Source organism: Balneolales bacterium ANBcel1 (assembly GCA_029688905.1).
In the GTDB taxonomy this organism is placed as follows: Bacteria; Bacteroidota; Rhodothermia; order Balneolales; family Natronogracilivirgulaceae; genus SLLW01.
In genome coordinates this window covers 341922-364531 of sequence record JARULB010000002.1, presented here as the reverse complement: position 1 = coordinate 364531, position 22610 = coordinate 341922, and the positions used below count along the sequence as shown (strand labels likewise).

Below are 22610 nucleotides of genomic sequence, written 5' to 3'. Positions count from 1 at the left end.
CACCATTGCCCATGCGCCTGCTATTTCAAATTGCTTCCATGTTGCTGGCCGCAATTCTTTTATCCGCAGCCTGGACATCCGCCGAGGCCTACCGCCCCTTCAAGGTGAATCAGGCGGGGTATCACCCTGATGCAGATAAACTGGCTGTTGTGCCGGTCAACGGTTCGGTTCTGACGACATCGCAATACCAAATTGTTGATGTAGAGAGCGGTGACACGGTATTTACGGGAGCATTACTTGGCGGGGACGGGCTTTACTGGGAGCACTCCGACGAAACAGTACTCCATGCGCTTTTTACCGACTTGAGTACCCCCGGAACCTATCGGATTGAGCACCCTGATCTGGGTGAATCCCATCCGTTTGAGATCAGTGAAGAGGTCTTGACGGAGGTTTCCAGGTCCGCACTCAAGGCCTACTATTTCAACCGGGCATCCACGGAGATTACCGAGCCGTACGCCGGACCCTGGGCTCGCCCCATGGGGCATCCCGACGACAATGCGATGATCCACTCCTCGGCGGCAACCGAACATCGCCCGGTGGGCTATACCTTTTCCTCCTCCAAAGGATGGTACGACGCCGGCGATTTTAACAAATATATCGTCAATTCGGGAATCACCACCTACACAATGCTGGCGGCCTATGAGCATTTCCCGAACTATTTTGAGGAGCTGACGGTAAATATTCCGGAAAGCGGGTCGGGAGTTCCGGATATCCTGGATGAGCTCCGGTGGAACCTGGATTGGATGATCACCATGCAAGACCCGCACGACGGCGGGGTGTACCACAAATTGACCTCGCCGCAGTTCTCGGGAATCATCATGCCGCATCAGGATAATAGCGCCCGGTACGCGGTTCAGAAATCAACGGCCGCCACACTCAATTTTGCCGGGGTGATGGCGGTGGCTTCCCGGGTTTATCGTCCGTATGACAGGGGTTTTTCCGAACGAGCGCTGGCTGCCGCCGAATTTGCCTGGCAATGGGCTCTGGAACATCCGAATCTCTACTATCGTCAGGATGCCATGAACCAGGAGCACTCTCCCGATATTGTGACCGGCGAATACGGTGATTCGAACGTTAGCGATGAATTCGACTGGGCCGCCGCCGAACTCTACATCACCACCGGCGACGACAGTTACTGGCATGCCCGCAACCTGGGCAATGTTCACGGTATTACTATCCCCGCCTGGCCGCAGGTAAGGCCGCTGGCCTGGGTATCGCTGGCCCATCACCGCGACAGACTCACACCGGCCGCGAATGTGGGCCATATTACCGGCCGAATCGAACAGATGGCCAATGAACTGCTCAATGCGCACAGCAACTCTGCCTACTTGATGAGTATGGGGTATCGGGGCGGCGGTGATTTTGTATGGGGCAGCAACAGTGTCGCCCTTAATCACTCGCTGATGCTCTTGCAGGGATACCGGCTCACCGGCAACGGGTCCATGCTCGATGCCGCACAGGCCAATCTGGACTATGTGTTGGGACGAAATCCTACCGGATACTCTTTTGTAACGGGTATCGGCAGCCGCACGCCTATGGACCCGCATCACCGGCCATCCGCCGCTCACAGCCATGATGCCCCCGTACCCGGATTGGTGGTCGGCGGTCCGCATTCGGGCCAGCAGGACGGCTGCAACTACCCCTCGGATCTGCCCGCACTTTCGTACGTCGATGACTGGTGCAGCTATGCCACCAACGAGGTAGCCATCAACTGGAATGCCCCGCTGGTCTATGTCGCCGGGGCCATTGACGCGATCAGGCAGGAGACGGAACAACGCACGCGTGCGCGGTTGTCGGCACATCCTCTGTTGATCATTGAGAATGATTCAGCGGAGCTGATTTGGTCGGCGACAGGTGCCCAAGCCGTTACCCTGAATGGTGAACAGGTACCGCAGTCAGGGTCACGGATGGTCCAGCCAGCCGATACCACCGAATATGTGTTAATTGCTACTGGTGAGGGAGGCGAAGCCGATACAGCCAGGGTAACGATCAATGTGGTCCCTCCGGAGAAATTCAACCGGGCCTCGGCAGGCACTGCCCAGGCTTCATCCTCCCGGACGGGCAATGGTCCGGAAAATGTAATTGACGGGATAGCGGACACCTATTGGATTGCCGATTCCGCCGGTGATGCCTGGATCGAAGTTGATCTACTGAAAGCGTTCGACATCCGGCGGGTGGTTTTGGGCTGGGCCGACAGTGGTTACGCTTCTCGCTATGATGTTCTGGTCTCTTTCGACGGCGTCCGGTGGACACCTCTCCATGAGGTTCAGGATGGTGGCGGTGGAACGGATGAGCATATCGGCGAAACACCCGTATCCGGCCGGTTTGTCCGTGTTTCCGCTCCACAAAGTGTTGATGGTGAGCCGTTACGGCTCAGTGAGCTGGAGGTTTACGGCCTGGAGTCGGAGAGGCAGCCGCCCGCGGTAACGCTGTTGGCTCCCGCAGACGGTCAGGAGGCGGAAACCGGCACGGTGGTCAGGTTTGTCGCAGACATCACACCGGGAAACTCCGGACAGCCTGAAGCCTGGTTCCTCATCAACGGGGAGCCGGTAGCTGATGTGACATCAGAACCATTTGAATACGAGTGGACTGCCGGTGAACCGGGATCCTACACCATATCGGTTCGGGTAACGGACGATCATTTTGAAATACAATCCCGTGCACCCGAATTAACGGTTGTGGAGGTTCCGGATACACGCTGGTATGAGGTGGCTTCGGCGAGCCTGTCCGGTGGGGCCGAACTGCTGCCCGATGATACGGCTCGCGACGGGGTTTTTGTTCGAACCGGAGACAACGGGTCACTTCTCTGGGATCGGATTCTGGCGGGTGAGCGCAGAGCTTATGATATCCGGATTGGGTACCGGCTGCCGGGTAACACGGCGGCAACATTGAGAGTGAGGTATCCACCCAGGTTGGAACTCAGGGAGCGGCTGAGCGGTACTCAGGGGGAGTGGCACTACCGGGACTTTTCGGGGGTCATGTTGAACCGCGGCGAGAACAGCATACTTCTGCAAGCGCAGGATGGAAGTATCGATATTGCCTATCTGGCGGTAAGAGGTGAGGGGCAGGAAGTGACCTCAACCGGAGACGAAGCCGGGGTGCCGGAAGTTTACTCCCTGGAGCAGAACTATCCCAATCCGTTTAACCCGGTTACGGTGATCGGTTTCGACCTGCCTGTACAGGAACACGTGCAGTTGGTCGTTTATGATATGCTTGGCCGTAGAGTTGCCGTTCTGATGGACGGCGTTATGCCCGCCGGCAGCCACAAAATACTCTTTGATGCATCCCGATTGGCATCGGGCGTTTATCTCTACCGGATTACATCCGGCAGCTTCGTTCAATCCCGGCAGATGATGCTGGTTAAATAGGAATCATCAATTCAAACCATGGATCCAAAAACGCATAAACTTAGTCTGAAGGAGAAGGTCGGGTATGGTTTCGGCGATGCCGCCTGTTCCATGTACTGGAAGATCTTCACCATGTACCTGGTCTATTTTTACACCGATATTTTCGGCATCACCGCCGCCGCTGCCGGTACGCTTTTGCTGGTCACCCGCATCTGGGATACGGCCAACGATCCCATCATGGGAGTCATCGCCGACCGGACCAGCACCAAATACGGAAAGTTCCGGCCCTATCTGCTCTGGTTCGCCATACCGTTTGCTGTAATTGGAGTGCTTACCTTTACTACACCCGACTTCGGCTATACCGGCAAACTGGTTTATGCCTACATCACCTACCTGTTTATGATGATGGCCTACACCGTGGTGAATGTCCCTTACGGTGCGCTGCTCGGGGTCATGTCTCCCAACCCGAAAGAACGAACGAAGCTGGGCAGCTACCGCTTTCTGTTTGCCTTTGCTGGCAGCCTTCTGGTACTGGCCATTGTTGAGCCTCTTGCCATCTTCTTCTCGGGGTTGAGCACGGGTGCGGGTGCCGAGGCCTTTGGCTGGCAGATGGCCATGGTTGTAATCGGTGTGCTGTTCGTAATTTTCGTCTATATCTCCTTCTTCACCACAAAAGAGCGGGTACTGCCGCTGAAGTCGCAGCAGACCAACCTGAAGCTGGATCTCAAAGATCTGATCGCCAACAATCAGTGGTGGCTGCTGGTAGGCGCCGGAATTTTTACACTTATTTTCAACGCCGTTCGGGACGGAACCATCATCTACTATTTCCGCTACTATGTGGAAACAGAGGGGGTGATCAACATCGCATGGCTGGATATGGCCTATCCCTTCAGCTCCTTTTTCATGGTAATCGGTCAGGCTGCCAACCTTTTCGGTGTTCTGTTCGCCGTTACGTTTGCCGGATGGATTGGCAAAAGACGTGCCTACATGGCATCCATGGCCATCGCAGCTGTTGCGAGCATATTTTTCTTCTTTCTCGGGAGTAACCAGATCTGGCTTATGTTCGCACTGCAGATCATCATCAGTTTTAACGCCGGTCTGATTCTGCCGCTGTTGATATCCATGTACGCCGACGCCGCCGATTACAACGAGTGGAAGCAGGGCAGAAGGGCGACCGGACTTATCTTCTCCTCCTATACCACCTCGCAGAAGTTTGGATGGACACTCGGATCGGCCATGCTCGGTTACATGCTTGCCGTATTCGGTTACCAGGCAGGAGTGGCGCAGACCGATACCGCCCTCATGGGTATTCGTACCCTGATGAGCTGGATTCCGGCCGCCGGTGCGCTGGTCTCCGCGCTGTTCATCTTTTTCTACAGACTGGACGAAACCCGGATGGCTGAAATCACCACCGAACTTGAAAACCGAAGGGAAGAGAAGGGTGTGGAGCCGTGACGTACAGGGCCTCGCATCACCGTTCTGTGTCTTTATTTTTTTGTATATTAACCACTTGGCAGGGAATGTGATTGCGCATTTACTGCACCTGGTGGAGTGGTATGAGTATAAGATATTGCTATCTTCGAACCGTATTCATCACAATACCGGCCCGGCCGGGTGTATTTATCATTTAATGAGGTAACAACAAATGTTGGTTGGCACCAATTTACAGTATGCGAATTCATTCAATAACCGCATTGTTCTGGAGACGATCCGGCTGTATGGACCCCTTTCGCGTGTTGATATCGCCAGGCGTACCCAGCTGACCGCTCAAACGGTAACCAACATCACAAAAAAACTGATGCAGGCGGATCTGGTGCTCGAGGATTCCCGGTGCCAGGACGGGCGGGGAGCACCCTCCATTATGCTGAAGTTGAATGAAACCGCCGCTTATTCCATAGGCATTGATTTTGACCGGGATCACATGACCGCGGTCATGCTCAACCTGAACGGTCAGATTTGCCAGCGCACAAATATCGACCTGCTCTTTCCATCTCCGGACGAGGCCATCGACAGAATGTGCGATACTACCAATGATCTCATTGAGGCGGAAGGAGTTGAACGGGACAGAGTGTGGGGTGTCGGAGTGGTGCTTCCCGGACCCATGGCCTCTTCCAGCGACAAAGGTCTTGTGAATCTCGCCAATCCGGAAGCCCTGCCGGGATGGGAAAACGTCCCTGTGGTGAAACGGCTGGAGGAACGGCTGGGACTACCGGTGGTACTGGAAAACAACGCTTCGGCGGCAGCCATGGGAGAACACTGGTACGGCAACGCGAAGCACATCCGGTCGTTCTTTTATACCTATTTTGGTGCCGGACTTGGCGGCGGCCTGGTCATCAACGGGCAGCTCTATTCCGGTCACACCGGCAATGCCGGGGAGCTCGGATATTTTCCCACACCCATTTTCATGGATGAAAACGGCGGGTACGAACACGACCATCTGGGCGGTTTTTTCAATATGCCCATGCTGCAGAAGAAGCTGCGTGAGGCGGGCTATCCGATCAACACACTGGATGAACTTCGGAACTATTTCGACAAGGACAACCCGGTGCTGCTGGAGTGGCTGGATGACGGCACGCGCTTTCTGACGCCGTTGATCCTCGCCATCGAATATCTGATTGACCCGGAAGTGATTTTTTTTGGCGGTCGCTTGCCGGATCCGATGCTGAAATCCCTGTTGAACAAGCTGGAAGAGTCCCTTCCGCCACATCGCATCGACCGTAAAACCACACGTCCGGAGTTTCAAATCGCATCGGCCGGCATCGACGCAGCCGCTCTGGGTGTAGCGACACTTCCCCTCTATACCTCTTTCGCCCCGCTGCCGAAGCTGTTGATGAAACAGCATCGGCCTGCATCGGATACCTTCGCTCGTTCGTACGGCAAATAACCGGAGTGTGAAATTTGATGCCGATCCGCCGGCAGAATATTCATTAAAACCCAGACCCGGAAAAACCCTGTAACACATGCCTGTCGACGTTTCAGCATTCAAGATCTATGACATCCGGGGAATCTATCCCGACCAGATCAATGCCCGCTTCATGTACACACTCGGAAAAGCCTTCGCGACCCGGTTTTCCCCGCGGAAAGTCGTCATTGGCGGTGATTCCCGCCTCTCCAGCGAAGAATTGAGAAACGCGCTTTCCGACGGCCTTTGCGATTCCGGGGTGGATGTGCTTGATCTTGGACTCTGTGGATCAGAAATGGTCTATTTCGCTACCGGAACGTATGGGCTGGATGGCGGCCTGATGATCACCGCCAGCCATAATCCCATGGAATACAACGGATGCAAAATGGTGGTAGAGGGAGCACGTCCGGTCGGAGCCGAAAATGGACTCAATGATATCAAAACTCTTATTGCCGAAGAGGGCCCGTTTCACCATGTGGACGGAAAGGGCTCGTCGCGCAGGGGCGCCTGTGAGTGGAAGGATATCTCGGATGAATTCCTCTCCCATGTTTGTGACATGCTGACACAGGAATTGGATTCAGGGCTGAAAGTGGTGGTCAATTCGGGCAACGGAGCCGCCGGCCCGCTGATCGGCCGGCTGGCCGACAAACTGCCCTGTACACTGATTCCCATGTTTTCTGAACCCGACGGCCGGTTTCCCAACGGGGTGCCGAACCCGCTTCTCCCGGAAAACCGCCAGGATACTGCCGATGCAGTGCTTGCCAATAAGGCGGATCTCGGAGTTGCCTTTGACGGCGACTTTGACCGCTGTTTCTTTTTTGACGAAAACGGCCGCTTTGTTGAGGGCTACTATATCGTCGGACTGATGGCCGCGCAGATGCTGGAAAAATACCCGGGCGCGAAGATAGTGCATGACCCCAGGCTGACCTGGAACACCATTGAAACCGTTGAGAAGCTGGGTGGACAGCCCGTTCAGAGTAAGACAGGCCATACCTTCATCAAGGAGCTTATGCGAAAGGAGGCGGCGGCTTACGGAGGTGAGATGTCCGCGCACCACTATTTCCGGGATTTCTGGTACTGCGACTCGGGTATCCTGCCGTTTCTGTTGATGCTCGAGCTGATGAGCCAGTCCGGCAAGAAGCTTTCGGCGCTGGTGGATGAAGCCTTTCACCGTTATCCGGTCAGCGGAGAGCTCAACTACCGGATCGACGGAGACGCGGGCAAGCTGGTGAAGCAAATCGCGGAGAAGTACGAACGGCAGGGAGGGGAAGTGACGTCACCCGACGGACTCAGTGTCACGTTTCCCGACTGGCGATTCAGTCTGCGGGTATCAAACACCGAGCCGCTGCTGCGGCTGAATGTGGAATCCAGAGGCGATCGCCTGCTTATGGAGCAGAAAAAAGACGAGCTCGAAGAAAAGATCCGGAACGGTCCCGAGTAGTCCGTTCAAGTGCATCGGATGTGCCGGCACGGTATTGCAGCAGCACTAATTGCCGGGATTAAGCATACATAAAAACAATAGAACATTTGTTCATTGAAGGAGGTTAGAGAATTGAAAGATAATATGATAGACATTCCAGCCGATACAAAAAGGCCGGAGGTGTTTTCACGGGTTCAGGGGGTTCTGGACGATCTTGGGCTGCGTATCGATACCTATGACGATACCCGTCCCTGGGGCGGGTACTATGTCATCGTTGAGTCACAGGCCGACCTGTTTATTCGGACTTTTTTCCCACATCTGGGAATGGATGATTTCAGAGGGTTTAAGAAACTTAGCCCGAAGATATTGATGGTCGCTCCGGGGAAGCGGTTGTCGTGGCAGTACCACCACCGGCGATCGGAGATTTGGAAGGTGATTGGAGGCAGTGCCGTTATTGCCATAAGCGATACGGATGAGGAAAAGGAGGCAGATGAGACCGGACCCGGTATGGTCATTGAAATTGAGCAGGGGCAGAGACACCGACTGATCGGGACGGGAGAGTGGGGCGTAATCGCCGAGATCTGGCGCCACACCGATCCGAAAAACCCCTCCGACGAAAACGATATTGTTCGACTGAAAGATGATTTCGGAAGGCACGGCTGAGGCAGGGAGCATCCGCGAGAAGGTGCCCGTAGGATCGGTTGCACACTTGAAATGAAGTGCAGGCCGACCGGAAAGCAGGCAGCCGGGTTTGCAGAAAGGCCGGGGTTCAGGAGGGAGAAAATGTCAAAAAAAAAGGGATAACACACTGCTGCAAAGCATGTTATCCCTTTGGAAGCGTACCAGAGGTGGGACTCGAACCCACACGGCCGAGGCCACACGAGTTTGAGTCGTGCGCGTCTACCAGTTCCGCCACTCTGGCAAGATTTACAAATTACACAATCCGGAGAAAAAAGTCAGGCACCAATTCTCAATAATCTTGCGAAACCTATCGTTCCATTAGAGCGTTATAGATGCACATCCATTTATCTGCACGGTTTTTGATGCGCAGCAAACGAAGTGTGCTTCACCATTGGTTCGGCAACCGGTGAACCGGAAAGGATAAGTGAAGCGGCCTGAATGGCCGTTGTCTGGTGGAAACCGTTACCGGAGAATGTCTTTTGAGTCCGGTTCTGCGTATATTAACAGTTTGTATCTACCCCGAAAAACCTATTGTTACGTGTCCAAAGAACAGAAAAAAAACGAATATTCCGGAAAAAGAGCAGCCAACAAGCCGTCACAGCAGGTGCCCGGCCCGTCCCGAATCATGGTGTTCTACTTTTTGATCGCGGCCATCCTGGGTGTCTGGATTCTGTATTCCTATTACGGCGGACAATTTTCGCCGGATCAGATTAACTACAGCACCTTCCGAAACCAGCTCAAGCTCGAAAATGTCAGCGAGGTGACGATTCAGGGAGACCGTGTGGAGGGCCGGTTACGAGATGCCGTTATCAGGACCACAGCAGACGGTGACACCATTTCATATACTGAGTTTGTGACTCATATCCCGTCCTTTGGCGATGACCGGCTTATGGACCTTCTTGAGGAGAGTAACGTCGAGGTAACTACCATCCCCGAAAGGGATAATACCTGGCTCTATTTTGTGTTCATGACGCTGCCGTTCCTGCTGATTCTTATCATCGCGATCACCTGGTACCGCCGTATGAATTCCCAGGGGCAGGGCATGTTTTCGATTGGCAAGAGTCAGGCCAAGCTCCACAAGCCCGGTGACGGTAAAAGAACGACCTTTGATGACGTTGCCGGCGGGGATGAAGCAAAGCGGGAGCTTCAGGAGATCGTGTCCTATCTGAAAGATCCGTCAAAGTTTGAAAAACTGGGTGTGAAAGTTCCGAAGGGTGTGTTGCTTTACGGGGCACCGGGTACAGGAAAAACGCTCATGGCCAGGGCCGTAGCCGGAGAGGCCGGGGTGCCGTTTTACAGCATCACCGGATCAGACTTCATGGAAATGCTGGTCGGTGTCGGTGCAAAGCGGGTACGGGAGATGTTTAAGAATGCAAAGGAGGCCGCGCCTGCGATTATCTTTATTGACGAGCTGGACTCCATCGGCCGGCGCCGTGGCGCAGGTCTCGGTGGCGGACATGACGAACGGGAACAGACCCTGAACCAGCTGCTCTCCGAAATGGACGGATTTGAAGCCAATGAAAGTGTTATCGTGATGGCGGCTACCAACCGTCCTGATATCCTGGATAAGGCGCTGCTCCGGCCCGGACGTTTCAACAGAAGGGTGGAAGTCGGCCTGCCATCGCAGGAGGACCGGGTCAAGATCCTGGAAATTCACGCTCGCAACAAGCCGTTGGCCGATGACGTCGATTTTGAGAACGTCTCTCGGGGTACCCCCGGATTTACCGGTGCCGACCTGGAAAATCTTCTGAATGAGGCGGCCATGATGACCGCAAGGGAGGATCGGGATAAAATCAGCCAGCGTGACATCGACCTGGCGCGGGACAAGATCCTCATGGGCCTCGAACGCAAAGGAGTGGTCCTCGATGAAGAGGAGCGCAGAATGCTGGCTTACCACGAGGCCGGACACGCCATTGTTGCCGCTGTGCTCGACAATACCGATCCAGTGCACAAGGTTACGATTATTCCCAGAGGCCAGGCCATGGGAGTCACACAGCAGCTTCCCGAACGCGACCAGTATCTCTACCGCAAAGAGCATTTGCTGGACCGCCTTGCCGTTATAATGGGCGGACGGGCCGCTGAGCGGATGATTTTTAATACCGCTACCAGCGGAGCAGAAAACGATCTCAAGCAGGTGACCAAGCTGGCCCGAAAAATGGTGCTGGACTGGGGCATGAGCGATATGTTCCGCTATACCGCGCTTGGTGGTCAGCGGGAAGAGGTGTTTCTCGGAGAGCAGATGGGAACACAACGGGAATACAGCGATGAAACCGCTCGCGAAGCCGACAAGGCGGTTAATGCCATCCTTGAGGAAGCCTACAACCGCGCCGAAGAAGTTTTAAAGAAGCACAAAAAGGCTTTCGACGGACTCGCCGAGCTCCTTCTTGAGAAAGAGGAGGTGATGGGCAACGAAATTCTCAAGCTGGTCGGAAAAAAACCGAGAACCCCGAAGAAAACGACTGTTGCCGGTAGCATCGGAGGTCAGAACGGGTCAAACAATCGCAAAAAAAACGATGAGGCGGCAAAAACTTCTGAAACCACTTCTTCCGACGCCTCGAAAAAGAGCACTCCCGATTCGTCCGGTGATGATGTATCTGAAAACCTGACCGACGGTACCTCAGGCAACAACAGGAAAGGCACAGCTGCAGAGAACAAGAGCGGGCACAGCACCGATAAGAAAGATGAATCTGATACCGGCAACGCCCGGTCCGGCAAGGATACGACTCCGGATGATGCCGATAAATCCTGATGATCCGCCCGCCCCGTAGAGATCAGCCGGCAGGTCGGAATCGTGTTGTTCTTTTTCTGAAGACTTTGTTTATGGACAGGCAAAAACGCAGACCGGACCTGTTCATACAAGATTGCGGAGGAAATTCCGAACGATCATCAAAACAATCTGACGCATGCTGATCTCAATTGTGAAAAAGACGCTGCTGACAGTACTGCTGATCCTGGTCGCTGTAACCGGAATTGTACTTTTCCGCGCTTATCAGCTGAGCCATGATATTCCGGATACCGAGCAGGTGGTTTTCAACGACATCGATCTGGAGGGAGCCGTGGAAAGGCTTTCGGCCGGAATCCGGTTCCGGACGATATCCACCCAGGAACTCTCTTTTTTGTATCGGGCCGAGTTTGACGGTTTTATTGATTTCATCCGCGAGAACTACCCCGGTGTGCATGATGCTTTCGAGATGGAGCGGGTCAGCGGCTACACCCTGCTATACCGCTGGGAGGGCAGCGACACCGATCTGCCGGCCGCCATGTTCCAGGGGCATTACGATGTTGTGCCCGTTGAGCCCGGTACCGAAGACGACTGGACGCATCCGCCCTACGATGGTGTTATCGACGGTGGATTTATCTGGGGACGAGGAGCTATCGACGATAAAAGCGGAGCGTTTTCCTACCTCGAGGCATTTGAATATCTCATTTCCAGAGGATATGAACCGACCCGTACCATCTATCTCGCGCTGAACCACGACGAAGAGATCGGCGGTCGCCAGGGTGCGCGGAACGTGGCTAACCTGATGCTGGAGCGTGGTGTGGAGATCGCTTTTTTAACCGATGAGGGAATGCCGATCGCCGAAGAGATTATGGAGGGGCTGAATCATCCGATTGCCATGATCGGAGTGGCTGAGAAAGGATATGTCAGTGTGGAACTGACTATCCGCAAGGAAGGCGGACACTCTTCGATGCCGCCCAGGGAAACGGCTATAGGAGCGTTGAGCGCCGCCATCAACAAACTCAAGGAGAATCCGATGCAAGGGCGCTTTGCGGGTTTGCTCAGGGAGACGTTTGAGCCGGTAGCCCCCGACCTTCCCTTTCTGTACCGCGTTGCCCTGTCCAATATCTGGCTTTTTGGCGGGATGATTGAGAACCAGCTGGGATACATCCCGCATACCAATGCGGCACTCAGAACGACCACCGCGCCGACCATGTTCCATGCCGGGGTAAAGGAAAATGTATTGCCACAAACCGCGAGCGCCGTCGTCAATTTCCGGATCCATCCCGACGACAGTGTACAGGAGGTGGTTGACTATGTGCGGGAAACCATAAGAAATGAACATATCCGGATTCGGGTTATGGAAGGGGCCAGGGAACCTTCCCCCATCTCCTCATCGCAGAGCGAACCCTATCTGGCTCTCAAACACACCATCCATGAGATATTTCCCAATGTTCCGGTAGCGCCCTCCATGTTTCTTGCCGCCACCGATTCCCGCCATTTCGTCGAGGTCACAGACAACCTGTTGCGGTTTCGGCCCATCAGGGCGCGGCCCGACGACCGCAGCAGGATCCACGGAACCGACGAGCGTGTCGCCATTCAGAATTTCGGGGAGATGATCGCCTTCTACATCCGCCTGATTCAAAATACCACCGAGAGCAACTCCTTTGCTACAGGCGGGTGATAACCCAGAGGACGATCAGCGCGACAAACAACCAGGCCATGATGGTGGTACCCTTCTGCTGCTGTGGGAACTCATACCCGCAAAACGGACAGGTCTCCGCATCCACCGGGGCTTCCAGTGCACAGGAAGGGCATTCTCTGGTCTTCTCTTTTGATCCAAACATAGAATTGAATATAGTGATCTGTGAAATGGAATTTCATTATCTTTGATCCCTTCCGCAACCCGGGATTCCCCATAGCCGCTCATGTGTAAAACCGAATATAATAACGCTCCGAAAAGCCTGGACGCCTTTGTCTGGATTGATAACGAAGACCGGACGGATCCGGCGTTTAATTTGGCACTGGAAGAGTATGCGTTGCGCAATTTGAGACAGGACAGGGACTACCTGCTGCTCTACCGGAACAGCCCCTCGGTGATTGTCGGGCGAAATCAAAACATCCTGGAGGAGGTGGATGATTTTTATGTCCGTAAGACGGGGGTGCAGGTGCTGCGGCGACTCTCCGGCGGCGGCGCCGTTTATCACGATCCCGGGAACCTGAATTTCAGCTTCATCACTAAATACGAACAATCGCGGCTCCATAACTTCCGGTTCTTTAATGAGCCGCTGGTGAAGGTATTGCGCTCGCTCGGGGTGCCGGCGGAAATGAATGACCGGAACGACATCCTTGCCGGTGGCAGAAAAATATCCGGCAATGCCCAGTTTTCCTCAAGGGGGCGCATGGTCAGCCACGGAACGCTGCTTTTTAACGCTGACCTCGTAGAGGTGGATCGAACCCTGACCGGCCGCATGCGCAATATCACCTCCCGAAGTCACAAGTCGGTTCGCAGCAATGTGGCGAACATCACGGAATTTCTGCCCGCCCCAATGGACATCCACACCTTCCGCCAAAGGCTGCTGGAGGGCCTGGTGATGGATGGCATCTCCATCCGCCGGTACGGGTTGAGCGAATCCGACCTCCGGGAAATCCATGAAATCCGTGAAACGAAATACCTGAGCTGGGAATGGAACAGAGGCCGGTCACCAAAGTTTCAGGTGTCTCGCAACGGCCGGACAGCCGCCGGTCCGTATACGGTCCATCTGCAGGTCAACAAGGGTAACATCACGGAAGTGACCTTTACAATGGACAGCCAACAGGAGAACAGGTTATCCCAAATTGGGAAAATACTGTCAGGCATCAGATATGAGCCCGGAGAAATTGCATCGGCGCTGCATCAAAACAGGGCATTGCTGCCGGAGCATGTTGCTGCCGAAGATCTGGCCCGCCTCCTGTATGGAGAAGACGAGCCCTGATCCGTATCGGCAATACGTCGGTTGATCCCCTGGCGAGACGTCGAATTACAGACGGTAAATCCAGGCTTTCGGATCGGCTTCTCTGCGGATGCGCTCCAGCGCTCTGTTGGCTTCCTGCTGAGAGGTGTATCCACTGAAAACGACCAGATAGAAATTCCGGCTTCGATCGCGAATGATGCCGGCATCCGTATATCCTTTGTCCTGTAATTGTTTGTACAGTGTTTCGGCATTGTCCAGAATCCGGAAGGCTCCCCCGACAACGAAAAATCGCTCGACCGTCTCATCTACCTTTTCTTCTGAAGCGATATCGGCCAGTTCTTCTTCCATCATGTCAAGCCGCACCTTGAGATTCTCGATTCGATTATGCTGGGACAACAGCTGGTCGGAATGAATGGATTCGACAAGGTGCGTCATGTCATCGAGAGCCCGCTGCAGATTCTGAATCCGTTCAAGGGCGTTCCCGGTCGAGGTTCCGGTAAGTTCAACTTCGGTTTCCAGGTGCTGAATGGTCTCCTGCAGCTGAATGGCCAGGGGATCCACACGGTGGTCACGATCGTACCAGTCGGCGTGTTGGGCTTTGCTGCTGCCGAGTTTAAAACTGAATCCGGCACTGGTGTTGATAAAGGAGTCGTTGCTCGACATGATTCCGCTTACGGGCTGACCGGCAGGCGACTCAAATCCGTCAAGCAGATCGCTGTTGGCGATATTCCACTCGGCCTGTGCAAAAAAGTCCAGGCGCCGGCCGAGTTTCAGAGTGATTCCGCCGCCCAGTTTGTAAAGCAGTGTATTGCCGGTGTAGCTTTGACCCGGAAAGCCGGGCACTACCTCTCCGGTGGCCTCAACATCGCTGTACATAATTCCGAGTCCGGCCAGGCTGTACACACCGACCCGGTTGGTGAGGGCGTTGGGGCCGGCAAGCATGCGCAGCATATTCATTCGCATACCCAGTCCGTAGTGGAAATAGTCGTTTTCGTAGCTGATGGTATATCTGTCGTCATGCTTGTATTCAATCTGACCTGCACCTGCGGCTCCATATAGAGAGACCACAGGGTTCAGAGAATAGCGAAATTGAATCCCTGCATGTGGCGTGATTTCCGATGCATAGGTGAAATGGCCGAAGGTGGTTCCTCCCAGCAGGTCGATACTCCAGCTGGATGGTGCTGCCTGCTGCGCTTCGGAGTAATTGATGAATACCAGTGTGAAAAGTGTTACAGACAATAGCAATTTTTTCATAACTCACAGGGTTTGAAGTTTCCGGTAGAATCGGTCACGCTTAAACTGATGACATCATTTCCTGGTGATGGCGTGGCTGCGTCTCCAACCCAATAGCCGCCCATCATGGTACCATTGTACGAACAAAATGGATAAATCCGGTAATAAAAAAAACCGCAACAATTATCTGGTAATATACTCCATTATCGGTTGATCTCAACCTCCCACCATTCAGATTCCTCCTTGAGCCACTTGTCAAACCAGGCAAGGATGGCGCTTTTCCAGTGGATGTATTTTTTGTAATCGAGGATGTGGTGATCCTGCTCTTCAATGGCGACAAAAGCGACTTCCCGTCCGAGCAGCTTCAGGGCTGTGAACATTTGAAGGCTTTCACCCGGCGGGACATTGGTGTCGGACATACCCGTGACCAGCATAAGCGGGGTATGGATTTGATCAGCCAGGAATACCGGACTGCGTTCAACATAGATATCCTGCCGGTTCCATGGGTAGCTGTCGGCTGTTGCCACGCCGCTGTACTGATATCCCCAGAACCCCTCACCCCAGTAGGACGCAAGGTTGCTGATGCCGGCGTGGGAGACGGCTGCCGCGAACAGGTCGGTTTGGGTAAGCAGGTACATGGTCATAAACCCGCCGTAGGAGGCGCCGATGGCTCCGACACGTTCCCGGTCCGCGTATTCATGAGCATCCAGAAAGTCGCCAACACCGGCAATGATTTCCTGGCCCGCGATTTCTCCCCAATCATTTACGTGACGGGCGGAGAACTCCTGGCCGAAACCGGTGGCTCCGCTCGGTTGAAGCACATAGACAAGATAGCCTTTGGATGCGTACAGCTCTTTTGGATAGCGCCCCCCGAAAGCTCTGTCAACCGGACTTGTACCACCGTAATAGTAGACAATGACCGGATAGGTTTCGGAGGCGTCAAAATCGGGCGGGTAGTAGACGTGTCCGTCGATCTCCTCCCCGAACCGGTTGGTGAAGGTCCATGGACGGATATCCCCGAACCGGATGTGGCGGTAAGCGTCGGCTCCCGGATCATATAGTACGGATGCGACCGGGTTGCGCCGGGTCAGGTCGATCGTCCAGGCTTTGGGCGGATCGGATGCTCCGGAACCGGTAAATGCCGCTACGGCTTTGTTGCGGGCGAGCGAGAAGGACTGGATCACATCCGGACCGCCTCCGTATTTACGAAACTCGCCGCGCGTGGTATCGTACCGGTACAGGTTGCGGAAGGAAGCTTCTCCGACCACAAGATAGAGATACCGGCCGCTGTCGTCCCAGGCAGCATCGATGATATTGGGATCGAAATCCCTCGTTATGGAGGTGATGGTGCCGTCGGCCATGTCGTAGAGGTAGGCCTGGGTGTCGTATTCGTTGGCCACCAGGGTATCCGGGATGTTGATGCCGGCTTCACCGAAACTTCCGGGTCCGCCGGTGAAAAGGATCTGATCGCCGAAAGGCGAGAAGCGTCCGGCCCCGGTAAAGGGACGCTTGAACAGGGTTTCGGTTTCCATCGAGCGCAGGTTCAGGAGCACATGCTCGGTTTTGCCATAGGGCCGTTCATCATAGACCTCATGGTAGCGTTGAAACAGAATGCTCGTTCCGTCCGGGTGGATGTCGCCGAGAGTTGTCGAGAGGCGCCCCGCGGTGAGCCTGCGGGTGGTTCCTTCGGGGACATTGAGCTGGTGGAGATAGGTGCGGTCATGGTAGCCGGGCCGGCGGTCCTGGAGCCCGTGGTAGCGAAGGACTCCATCCACACGGGGATCGTACTCTTCGGTTACGCTGTAAATGACCATGGAGGCATCCGGGGCCCACTGATAGCCCGCAAAGTTATCCACTCCCTTCAGGAGCGCTGACTTCTCGCCGGTCTCCAGGTCCACCATCCACAGGGTGGTTCCGTTTCGTCCGCTCTCGGTGTAGCTGAAACGCCGGCCGTCGGGAACCCACTGCATACCGGTCACGGACATACCGCCCGCAAGCCGTTTGTAGATGCTGCCGTCGGAAACCCTCCTGATGTCGATCCACGACTCGGTGGTGCCGTCGGGGGGGAGGGAGCGGCGAATGTGGACCGAGGCGAGTTCACCGTCCGGACTTACCGAGATGCCGGCAGGCCGGGGCGAGTTTGAGAGATCGCGCAGCGCCAGGGTACGTTCCGGTGTGATGGAGTGTGACAGGGCGCCTGAATGTGCACCGGCATCCAGGGAAGCTTCCAGGGTCGCGGACGCCATACCGCTTCTCGCCGGTATCACGACTTTAACCAGCAACTGATGGGTTCCTTTTGAAAGCTTCAGCGAATGGGATAACGCGCCGGGCGACGATTCATCATCTTCTGGGGATGTTTTGGAGGCTATCTCTTCACCATTCAGGAAAACGCGCAGCATGGCCCTGCTTTCAAGTGTGAGATCGGCTTTCAGCCATCTGTCTGCGCAAATATTAACCGATGCCCAGTATACCGAATGTCGGTCAGTGTCGCCAGCCGGCAGTACAACCGCCGTTCCGTCTTCGGTAAGCACATGTTTCCATTGAAGCGACCGGTCACGGGTCCAGTCGATAGTGCCTCCCTCGACCGGTTGCCAGGCGCTGTATTTGTGAAGGTCTGATGCAAGCAGCTGCCGGACACTCCAGGCTTCGCCGTCCATGCCCGGAACATCGGAATAAGCCGGACTGTGATACCGGGCCGGGCCGGCAATCAGCCACTCATCCACCACATGAACCGTGTCACGTGCCGAAACATCCCGGGTTGAAAACAGAATAAGCAAGAGGGTGGCAAATATTGCTAATTTATTAACTGGCATATGAATAAGTGTTGTTATATGATAACTGTTATGCTGTGGGTGCAAGACACTTTCCAGGTCTGTTCCCTTTGGATTGCGGCAGGAGCGCGGACCTGTGACAGCGGTTTTCAGGCCGGGTTCACGGTGTGTTTTCCTGGATTTCCCGCAACTTGGAAAGCGCTCTTGATTTAAGGTTGTTGAAGTCGGTTTCCTGCAGGATGCCGTTGGTGAACTGAAGGTGGAGCCAGATCAGGTAGGTTGCCATGACATCTTCATAGCAATAGTGCTCGATGCGGTCCAGCTGGTCGTTGCGGTACATTTCCAGGACTTCATCGCCTTGCCCCGTTACTTTGACGGGCATACCGATCAGGGTTCCGATATGTTTCAGTTTGGGGTAGCTGCTGGCTCCGAAATTACTGAACTCATCCATCAGGTCGAGGTTGTGCTTGCTGAAGCGATAGCGGATATCATGATTGCTCAAGCGGGAAGGGAGTTGCAGCCCGTGTTTCATGGCTCTGTAGGTGATCAGCGGCAGGTCAAACCCTTTGCCATTATGGTGGATGAGTCCGAAGTCCTTGTAGGTTCGCAGCGTGTTGATGAGGGCTACAAGGCCTTCGCGCTCATTTTTGCCGCTCCAGGCCACTTTCTGTTTCGGTTCACCGGAGGAGGTGACCCAGAGGCCGACCCAGGAGACCATGTGGTGATACATGGGCGGCAGGAAGCCGGATTTGCCCCGGCCGAACTCTTCAGCTGCCAGTTCGAGAAGCTCCTGGTCATCGTCGGGCGGGTTCTCCAGAAGGGATCTCAGGAAAGGGATGTCGGGAATGGATTCAATGTCGAAAACAAAAAACATGGACAGCGGATTTGGGATTTAAGGGTGCCGGTCGGTAAATAGTATCCGTTTGGCACCGGTGTATGTAACCACACGGTTCAGGAAGTATACGGGGCAGACTCATGTGCTTCGCTCTCCGGCAAGATTCATCCGGAACCGTTCCTTCACGGATTGAACATCGCTATGGTGAGCCAGAAGATACATCAATTTGGAGACGCATGCCTCGGTCGTCATATCGCCTCCGGAGACGGCGCCGTATTTCAATGCCATCCGGCCGCCTTCGTATTTGTTCAGGTCCACTTCATCGTGCAGGGCCTGGGAGGTGATCACGGCCACGCCGCCGCTGTCGATATAGCGTTTCAGGGCCGGCATGATGCTCTGTTGCCTCCCGTAGGGGATGTTACCGCTGCCATAGGCTTCCACAACAACGCCCCGGCAGGCATCGGCAGTTTCCGGAAACATCCATGAGCCCTCCATTCCGGGGAACAGTTTGACCAGCCGGATGCCGGGATCAAACCGGGCGGAAGTTGCAAAGGGGCCGGAGCCGGGCCGGTAGCTGGTATGAATCGAGAGCTTGAGACCAAATTCCGCCAGAACCGGATGATTCGGAGAAGAAAACGCGTCAAAGTCCCCGATACTGATCTTGGTTGCGCGATTGCCCCGATACACCCGATCATTGAAACAGATGCATACTTCCGGAATATTGAGGGTGGCAAGTTCAACCGAATTGATAAGGTTGCGCCTCGCGTCGGTTCGGCGGTTGCCCAGGGGAACCTGACTTCCGGTTAACACGATCGGCTTCTCGAGGTTTTCAAAGCAGAAGGAGAGGGCCGAGGCGGTATAGGCCATGGTATCGGTGCCGTGGAGGATGACAAATCCGTCATATCGCGCGTAATTATCATCAATCACCCCGGCGATGTTTGCCCAGTGCGAAGGCAGCATGTTGGAGCTGTCCTCAAGAAAAAGGGTTTCAGAGGCAATTCGGGCAATTTCCTGCAACCCCGGAATTTGTTCTTCAAAAAAAGCCAGATTGAACGGCTGACTGGAATCCGTGGCATCTATTGTATTATCATGCAGTTGCATGGTAATGGTTCCGCCGGTATGAAGTATCAGGATGCGTTTCATTGCAAATGGTGCGTCATGGTTATTGCCAAAAGGTTTCCAAAAAGTTACTTTGACCTACGTCGCTTGCAAAAGCCCTTTTACAGGTTCATGTAATTCCGCTATGCTCCGGCAGATGGAGCCATCGGACAAAACAGAGGCTTTGTATTTCTGAACGTCGCGGTGCGGCAGTATCATTTAAACATTTTAACAGCGCCATATTACAACGAAGTTATTACTAATTCAGGCAAAAAGTTGAACTGACAGTCTTTAAGAAACGGAGTAACGCTCATGAATGTGTATCAGCCCAGGAAGATCAGAAACATTGTACTGCTCGGACATTCCGGTTCGGGTAAAACCACACTTGCCGAAACCATGCTGTTCGAATCCGGCATGACCAAGCGCAGGGGAAGTGTGGAAGAATCCAACACGGTTTCGGATTATCATCCCATCGAAAAAGAGAAGCAGAAGTCCGTCTACAGCTCGTTTATGCATCTCGACTGGCGGGGTACTAAAATTAATGTTATCGATACGCCGGGTACGGCCGACTATGTCGGGGAAGTGGTCAATGCGCTTAAAGTGGCTGATGCCGCCGTTTTTGTACTGGACGCGGAACACGGAGTTGAAGTCGGTACGGAAGTGCTCTGGAATATCGTAGCCAAAATGAATAAACCGGCCTTTCTGATCGTCAACAAGGTGGATCACGCCAACTCGGATTACCAGGGTGTCGTGGATTTGTGCAAAGAGCGTTTCGGCAGGGAAGTGGTTCCCGTGCAGTATCCCTATGAAGAAGGCGAGGGGTTTTCCAACATCATAGATGTGCTCAAGATGCAGATGTACGAGTTTTCAGAGGAGGGAGGACGCCCGGACAAGCTGCCGGTGCCGGAAACCCAGAAAAGCCAGGCGGAGCTGCAACACAACGACCTGGTGGAAACCATCGCCGAAAACGACGAGACCCTCATGGATCTCTATTTTGAGAAGGGGCACCTCGACGAGGATGAGATGGTGGAAGGCCTCAAAAAAGCGATGCTGAACCGGCAGATCTTCCCGATGTTCTGCCTTTCGGCCGAGCGCAATATGGGATCCGGAAGGGTGATGGGCTTTATCGACAACGTAATACCCAACCCGCTGGAAGCCAATCCGGATACCGACGACAAGGGAGAAGAGCTTACCGTCGATCCCGACCAGAAAAGCATGGCTTTCCTGTTTAAGACGGTTTCCGAAGAGCATGTTGGCGATCTTACCTTTTTCAAGGCGTATGGCGGAACACTCAAGACCGGAGACGACCTGATCAACCATACCAAAGGCTCATCCAACCGGCTGGGTAACCTGTTTCTGACACAAGGCGGCAAACGTGTGGATATCTCCGAGGTGCATGCCGGCGATATCGCAGCCGTTGTGAAACTCAAAGACGCCGGTGTGGGCGATACCCTCCGCGACAAAAGCCTGGATATCGGAGTTTCGAAAATCACCTATCCCGAGCCCACCGAACGGATGGCCGTCCGCTCCAGGGAAAAAGGGGAAGAGGAGAAAATCGGATCGGCGCTCAACCAGATTCAACGGGAAGACCCATCACTGCATGTTGAGAACAGCATGGAGCTGAAGCAAATTATTTTGAGTGGGCAGGGCGAAGAGCATCTGAACGTTGTGAAGAATATTCTGGAAACGCGGTTCAAGCTGCATCCCGAGTTTTACGAGCCGGCCATTCCCTATCGTGAAACCATCACCAAGGGGGTCAAAACTCAATACCGGCATAAGAAGCAATCGGGGGGCGCCGGCCAGTACGGGGAGGTGTTCCTCTATCTGGAGCCCTATGAAGAGGGAATGCCGCCTACGCCCGATGTTTCCGTCAGGGATACCCAGGAGATTGAACTGGAGTGGGGCGGCAAGCTGATATTCCAGAACTGTATCGTCGGAGGGGTTATCGACGCCCGTTTCATGCCCGCCATTTTGAAAGGGGTTATGGACAAGATGGAAAACGGACCGCTTTCCGGTTGCCGCGCACGGGATATCCGGGTATCGGTATTCGACGGTTCCATGCATACGGTGGACTCCAACGAGGCCGCTTTTAAAACCGCCTCCCTTATGGCGTTCCGCAAAGGGTTCCTCGAAGCCAAACCGCAGCTCCTGGAGCCGATTTACGAAGTGGAAGTGACGGTTCCCGCAGAGTATATGGGGGATGTGATGAGCGACCTTTCCACGCGACGCGGCCAGGTTCAGGGCATGGACTCGGAAGGCACCTTCCAGAAAGTCAAGGCCATTGTACCGCTTGCCGAACTGTATCGCTATGCGACCCATTTGCGGTCCATGACACAGGGACGCGCAACGCACATGCGCACATTCCATGGCTATGCGCCGGTTCCGCACGATATTCAGGAGCGTGTCATGAAGGAGACGGCCGAAATGGAGGAAGACTCCTGACACTGACTCTTACGGGCTCTTTTCTGTGTTTTGGTTTCGGCGAACGCGAACGTGGATCCAAAACCGCAGAAGAGGGCCCGTGCTGTTTCAGGCGTTTTTTTGCGCTTGGTACGGCGGCTTCCCCGTAACCCGTTTCATTCGGGTGGATGGCCGATGTACCCGCTGACCCGGTATCAGGCGGCCCTGCGATGGGACGGTCCTGTCCAGC

The 22610-nt window shown here is 54.5% G+C and carries 14 protein-coding genes and 1 tRNA gene; 9 read left to right on the top strand and 6 right to left on the bottom strand.

Annotation, left to right across the window (positions count from 1 at the left end):
• The first annotated feature begins 11 nt into the window (after positions 1-11).
• From QA596_03730 to QA596_03710, 5 genes are all read left to right on the top strand, one after another.
• Positions 12-3368, top strand: a complete 3357-nt coding sequence (locus QA596_03730; GenBank protein ID MDG5766565.1) for a glycoside hydrolase family 9 protein — start codon at positions 12-14, stop codon at positions 3366-3368.
• A gap of 18 nt (positions 3369-3386) precedes the next feature.
• Entirely contained in the window at positions 3387-4802 is a 1416-nt protein-coding gene (locus QA596_03725) for an MFS transporter (protein MDG5766564.1), read from the top strand.
• 190 nt (positions 4803-4992) lie between these two features.
• Positions 4993-6231, top strand: a complete 1239-nt coding sequence (locus tag QA596_03720; GenBank protein ID MDG5766563.1) for an ROK family transcriptional regulator — start codon at positions 4993-4995, stop codon at positions 6229-6231.
• Positions 6232-6307: 76 nt separating this feature from the next.
• Positions 6308-7690, top strand: a complete 1383-nt coding sequence (locus tag QA596_03715) for a phosphomannomutase/phosphoglucomutase (GenBank protein ID MDG5766562.1) — start codon at positions 6308-6310, stop codon at positions 7688-7690.
• Positions 7691-7813: 123 nt separating this feature from the next.
• The gene (locus QA596_03710) at positions 7814-8332 is read left to right on the top strand and encodes a phosphoheptose isomerase (GenBank protein MDG5766561.1); all 519 of its coding nucleotides are present in this window, start codon (positions 7814-7816) and stop codon (positions 8330-8332) included.
• A gap of 177 nt (positions 8333-8509) precedes the next feature.
• Here the strand turns inward: QA596_03710 and QA596_03705 are convergent.
• A tRNA-Leu gene (locus tag QA596_03705) sits at positions 8510-8591 on the bottom strand.
• 297 nt (positions 8592-8888) lie between these two features.
• Here QA596_03705 and ftsH point away from each other — a divergent pair.
• Together ftsH and QA596_03695 are read left to right on the top strand one after the other, a co-directional pair.
• The gene (ftsH, locus tag QA596_03700) at positions 8889-11099 is read left to right on the top strand and encodes an ATP-dependent zinc metalloprotease FtsH (protein ID MDG5766560.1); all 2211 of its coding nucleotides are present in this window, start codon (positions 8889-8891) and stop codon (positions 11097-11099) included.
• 154 nt (positions 11100-11253) lie between these two features.
• Positions 11254-12753, top strand: coding sequence for a M20 family peptidase (locus tag QA596_03695; protein MDG5766559.1), 1500 nt, complete (start codon positions 11254-11256; stop codon positions 12751-12753).
• On the opposite strand, the gene QA596_03690 is transcribed toward QA596_03695, so the two are convergent.
• Positions 12740-12916, bottom strand: coding sequence for a zinc ribbon domain-containing protein (locus tag QA596_03690; protein ID MDG5766558.1), 177 nt, complete (start codon positions 12914-12916; stop codon positions 12740-12742). The two genes, QA596_03695 and QA596_03690, sit on opposite strands and share 14 nt — an antisense overlap.
• A gap of 81 nt (positions 12917-12997) precedes the next feature.
• Here QA596_03690 and QA596_03685 point away from each other — a divergent pair, with 81 nt between their 5' ends.
• The gene (locus QA596_03685) at positions 12998-14044 is read left to right on the top strand and encodes a lipoate--protein ligase (protein MDG5766557.1); all 1047 of its coding nucleotides are present in this window, start codon (positions 12998-13000) and stop codon (positions 14042-14044) included.
• A gap of 45 nt (positions 14045-14089) precedes the next feature.
• Here the strand turns inward: QA596_03685 and QA596_03680 are convergent, their stop codons facing one another.
• The 4 genes from QA596_03680 to QA596_03665 form a co-directional block, all read right to left on the bottom strand.
• The gene (locus QA596_03680; protein ID MDG5766556.1) at positions 14090-15277 is read right to left on the bottom strand and encodes an SPOR domain-containing protein; all 1188 of its coding nucleotides are present in this window, start codon (positions 15275-15277) and stop codon (positions 14090-14092) included.
• A 182-nt stretch (positions 15278-15459) separates the two neighbouring features.
• Complete coding sequence (locus QA596_03675; GenBank protein ID MDG5766555.1) at positions 15460-18069, bottom strand: S9 family peptidase; 2610 nt, start codon at positions 18067-18069, stop codon at positions 15460-15462.
• Positions 18070-18187: 118 nt separating this feature from the next.
• Complete coding sequence (locus QA596_03670; GenBank protein MDG5766554.1) at positions 18188-18901, bottom strand: ribonuclease H-like domain-containing protein; 714 nt, start codon at positions 18899-18901, stop codon at positions 18188-18190.
• A 99-nt stretch (positions 18902-19000) separates the two neighbouring features.
• Positions 19001-20005, bottom strand: a complete 1005-nt coding sequence (locus tag QA596_03665) for an asparaginase (GenBank protein MDG5766553.1) — start codon at positions 20003-20005, stop codon at positions 19001-19003.
• 267 nt (positions 20006-20272) lie between these two features.
• Here QA596_03665 and QA596_03660 point away from each other — a divergent pair, with 267 nt between their 5' ends.
• A complete protein-coding gene (locus tag QA596_03660; protein MDG5766552.1) occupies positions 20273-22402 on the top strand; it encodes an elongation factor G in 2130 nt (709 codons plus the stop codon).
• Positions 22403-22610 lie beyond the last annotated feature (208 nt).